A 4,101-nucleotide genomic window follows, 5' to 3' on the forward strand; every position below is an offset into this window, starting at 1 on the left:
GTTTGCAGATAAATTTTTGCTTCTTAAGAACAGGACTATTTTTGCCTGTGGGGGGATGGAAATCATAACGCCAGAAAACATCGCCAGCGTCTACGGTGTTCCCGTAGCCGTGGAAAGGCTGGCCAACATTCCCGTAATCGTGCCGCTGTAACAACCGCTGGCGACAGGCCATTCGCTCCCATGGTTCCTTCACAGTGGCAGCAGTGGCGTTTTGGCATAAAGCCCTAAAAAGATCAGGCTCATCCCCTACGACATAGAGGACCTCGACCTGGAGCTCGAGTTCGGGTTATCCACCATCTAGACAGGTTGGATCCTCCTGCTAATAGAGGAAGCCTACCGCCAGGATGCCCTGTCTCCGGGTTTCCGGCTGTATGGGACAGTGGCGCGCAGAGGGATTCTTTGCGAAATTGGGCCTTGCTCCATACTAACTATCATGATATTATTTACCCAGGAAGTTAGTGGGTCCTAACTTTGCCTGCATTCAAAGGGAGGGGACTTCGATTACTGAAACGCTCACCCTTTCGCCAGCCTTACAGGATTACCTTGAGTGTATACTAAACCTTTCCGAACAAGAAGGGACGGTCAGAGTCACGGACCTGGCGGCCAAACTTAAGGTGGCCAAAGCCAGCGTGAGTCAGGCCATGAATACGCTTGCAAGTCTAAACCTAATCCGGCAGCGGCGTTATGGACCTGTCGAACTCACCAAGTTGGGCAAGGAACATGCTGAGAGAGTTCGCAAACGACACCGGGTTATGAAGGCGTTTTTGATCGAGGTGTTGGGCGTGCCCCCTAAGGTCGCTGAGAAGGATGCTTGCCTAATGGAACATGTAGTAAGCGCTGTCACTATGGAGCGATTAGTTGAGTTCCTCGAGTCAAGAGTTGAAACCAGTAACCCCGGTGAATCACTACGACAGGAGGATAATACAAAGGAGGGAGAGCGCATGGCTTCAACAAAAATCAGGGCTTTGAGTGAGCTTTCTCCGGGAACAAATGGCAAAGTAATCAGGGTTGCCTCTCAAGGAGAACTTCGCCGCCGGATACTCGATATGGGCGTTGTCCCGGGTGCAGAGGTGCGAGTAGATGGGGTGGCTCCTCTGGGTGACCCGCTGGAGATTACCGTGAGAGGCTATCACCTGAGTCTCCGAAAGAGCGAGGCCAAGGATATATTTGTGGAGGCAGAATAATGTGCCATGGGAAGTAACAGGGTGCTGCCTTTAGCGTTTCTCGCTATAGGCCGTGAGGGGGTAGTGAAAGAAATAATAGGCGGTCCAGGGTTGCGTAAAAGGCTTGCGGGCCTAGGTTTTGCCAGGGGCGCAGTTGTTCGCGTTATCCAAAATGACAGAGGCCCTCTAATCGTCGCTCTGGGAGATTCCCGCCTGGCTCTCGGCTACGGGATGGCCTGCAAGGTTATGGTGGAGGAATTGTCGTAGAGCTTGAGGCCCGACTTGATGGGCAGAAAAAGGTTATTGTTAGCTTAAAAGTTAGTCTGGCCTAACAGAAGAACGGGAGGAGATTGTTCATGGGAGCTTCATATGCCGCAAAGGCTGAAAGGGAGATAGTTGTCGCGCTGGCAGGCAACCCTAATTCAGGTAAGACAAGCCTATTCAATGATCTTACAGGCGCAAGACAACGTGTCGGCAATTGGCCCGGCGTGACCGTGGAAAAGAAGGAAGGCAGAATGGTCCATGATGGAACAACCATTCGGGTGGTAGACTTGCCAGGCACCTACAGTCTGGGCGCCTATTCTGAGGACGAGGTTATTGCCCGAAACTTTATTCTCGGCGGCGAATCCGATGTGGTGATTAATGTCGTCGATGCTACCAACCTAGAGAGAAATCTTTATTTGACGGTACAGCTATTGGAAATGGGCGCAAATGTAGTAGTAGCCCTGAACATGTCCGACGAAGCCCGGGCACGGAACATAGAGATTGACGTCAGGAGGTTATCAGAATTCCTGGGCGTACCTGTGATTCCAACCGTCGCTACCAGAAATCAAGGGATCACAGAGCTTCTCGCTCAGGCGCTGGCCGCGGCGAGGAACCCAAGCAGGAAAGTCATAAGGGTTGATTATGGCCGTGAGGTGGAAGAAGAACTTGGGAAACTTGAGAAAATCGTGGCGTCACATCCAGGCTTATCGAAACGCTATTCACCCAGGTGGCTTGCGACCAAACTCCTGGAGCATGACGTACGCCTTCTAGAGAACCTGAAACATGCAGATATAGAGGAACTCCTGTGCCAGGCCGACAAGAGCGTAAAGCACCTCACAGAAGTCATCGGGGAAGATGCTGAATCCATCATCACAGATAGGCGCTACGGGTTCATTTCCGGCCTTACCAGAGAAACCGTCAAGAGACGCCAAACTGCCGAAGAACGGTTCACCATATCCGATAAGATTGATAAGGTGGTTACTAATCGTTACCTCGGCATTCCCATATTCCTCGCTGCTATGTGGGCAATGTTTCAATTCACCTTTAAGCTGGGCGACCCCATGATCGGATGGGTGGAGGCTATCTTCGAATGGATCGGGGGAGCGCTCGCCGGAGCCCTCGAGGCAGAAGGTGCGCCAAGATTCATCATATCGCTTGTATCTGATGGGATCGTCGGAGGACTGGGATCTGTCCTGGTGTTTATCCCTCCAATTTTCCTCCTATTCTTCGCCATATCTGTCTTGGAAGATAGCGGCTATATGGCTCGCGCAGCCTATGTGATGGATCGCTTGATGCATGCTCTAGGGCTCCATGGAAAATCCTTTATTCCCCTTCTCATAGGTTTCGGATGTAACGTGCCCGGGATCATGGCCACGCGGACACTGGAAAATAAGAGGGACAGATTGATCACGATCCTGATCACGCCCCTCATGTCATGCACAGCCCGGCTGCCTGTATATGTGCTTTTCGCAGGGGCATTTTTCTCCGCAAGGCAGGGATTCGTGATCTTTTCCCTCTATATCCTGGGGATAGTCCTTGCTATAGTAGTGGGCAAACTCCTGAAGACCTTTGTATTTAAGGGAGAACCGTCGGCATTTGTTATGGAGCTCCCGCCTTACCGGGTACCAACGCTTAAAGGAATCCTCATCCATATGTGGGAGCGGGGAAGCGCTTTTATCCGTAAGGCTGGCAGCGTAATCCTCGGAGTGGTCTTGCTGGTATGGGTGCTCTCGAATCTCCCGCCCGGAGTCGAATATGCAAGCAGGGAGAGCCTGATCGGGCGGCTCGGGACCCTGGTCGCTCCCATATTCAAGCCCGCTGGATTCGGCACCTGGGAGGCCGCGGCTTCCTTATTCTTTGGAATTCTCGCCAAGGAAGTCGTGGTGGGCACGCTGGGTGCGCTCTACGGTGTGGAGGAAGCCGGCCTCGGCGACGCGATAAGGCAACACTGGACGCCACTTTCGGCCTATGCCTTTATGGTGATGACCCTGATATACATCCCCTGCGTTGCAACAATTGCAGCAATCCGCCGGGAGACCAATTCATGGGGGTGGACCGGATTTGCAATAGGATATAGCCTGGTTCTCGGATGGGTAATGGCTACGCTGGTTTTTCAGGTTGGCAGGCTCCTGGGGCTGGGGTGAACCTCAGCCCCGGGCTGGAAATCGTCATGCGCTGGTTGCTCGGCCACGTTTGCCCCTCCATGGCACTAAAAAGGGTTCCTAGGTGAAGGGCCAAGGACTGTGCCACCATCCTTAAAACCCACTGTAAAATATCCTTGAAAGTTGCGGCCTCATGCGGTATTCTACCCCTTTCAATTCCCACTTCGGAGTGAGGTCTCAACTTTTTTATTTTAGGCCCTTAGCTTTCCATAGAAGGAATGGCAAATCCCACGATTATCTTACGCTAGGGGCGCGTACCTGCTTGTTGCTCCCACATAGAAATATGTGTTATGGTTGGGGCACGGAAAAGTGGAAAGGTCCGGCAGGAGGTGGAAGCGCTCAGGCCACAGGACGAAATTGCCCGGGCCATCATTGCCGCCCGGCAGGCCCGGGGGCTGTCCCAGGCCGCCCTCGCTAAGCAAGTCGGCACCAAGCAGTCGGCCATAGCCCGCCTCGAAAGCGGAAGCTACAATCCCAGCCTGGGGGCTTCCGGCCAGGGTAGCCGAGGCCCT

General features: G+C 53.2%; 5 protein-coding genes. All 5 read left to right on the forward strand.

The window, feature by feature from the left end; genetic code table 11:
* Positions 1-151: iron ABC transporter ATP-binding protein (locus H5U02_14365; GenBank protein ID MBC7343606.1), on the forward strand; the 151-nt coding region annotated here is incomplete at its 5' end.
* 307 nt (positions 152-458) lie between these two features.
* A complete protein-coding gene (locus H5U02_14370) occupies positions 459-1,184 on the forward strand; it encodes a metal-dependent transcriptional regulator (protein MBC7343607.1) in 726 nt (241 codons plus the stop codon).
* A gap of 6 nt (positions 1,185-1,190) precedes the next feature.
* The gene (locus tag H5U02_14375; GenBank protein ID MBC7343608.1) at positions 1,191-1,430 is read left to right on the forward strand and encodes a FeoA domain-containing protein; all 240 of its coding nucleotides are present in this window, start codon (positions 1,191-1,193) and stop codon (positions 1,428-1,430) included.
* A gap of 89 nt (positions 1,431-1,519) precedes the next feature.
* Complete coding sequence (gene feoB / locus H5U02_14380; GenBank protein ID MBC7343609.1) at positions 1,520-3,571, forward strand: ferrous iron transport protein B; 2,052 nt, start codon at positions 1,520-1,522, stop codon at positions 3,569-3,571.
* Between the two features lie 308 nt (positions 3,572-3,879).
* Positions 3,880-4,101 (forward strand): helix-turn-helix transcriptional regulator (locus H5U02_14385; protein MBC7343610.1); only part of this gene is annotated, 222 nt, incomplete at its 3' end.

The sequence above is a fragment of the Clostridia bacterium genome, assembly GCA_014360065.1.
Taxonomy (GTDB): Bacteria; Bacillota; DSM-521; order Neomoorellales; family JACIYF01; genus JACIYF01.

Excerpts from the sequence above, each read along its gene's own strand:
- H5U02_14375 (MBC7343608.1), top strand. The coding sequence starts at position 1,191 with ATGGGAAGTAACAGGGTGCTGCCTTTAGCGTTTCTCGCTATAGGCCGT.
- feoB (MBC7343609.1), top strand. The coding sequence starts at position 1,520 with ATGGGAGCTTCATATGCCGCAAAGGCTGAAAGGGAGATAGTTGTCGCG.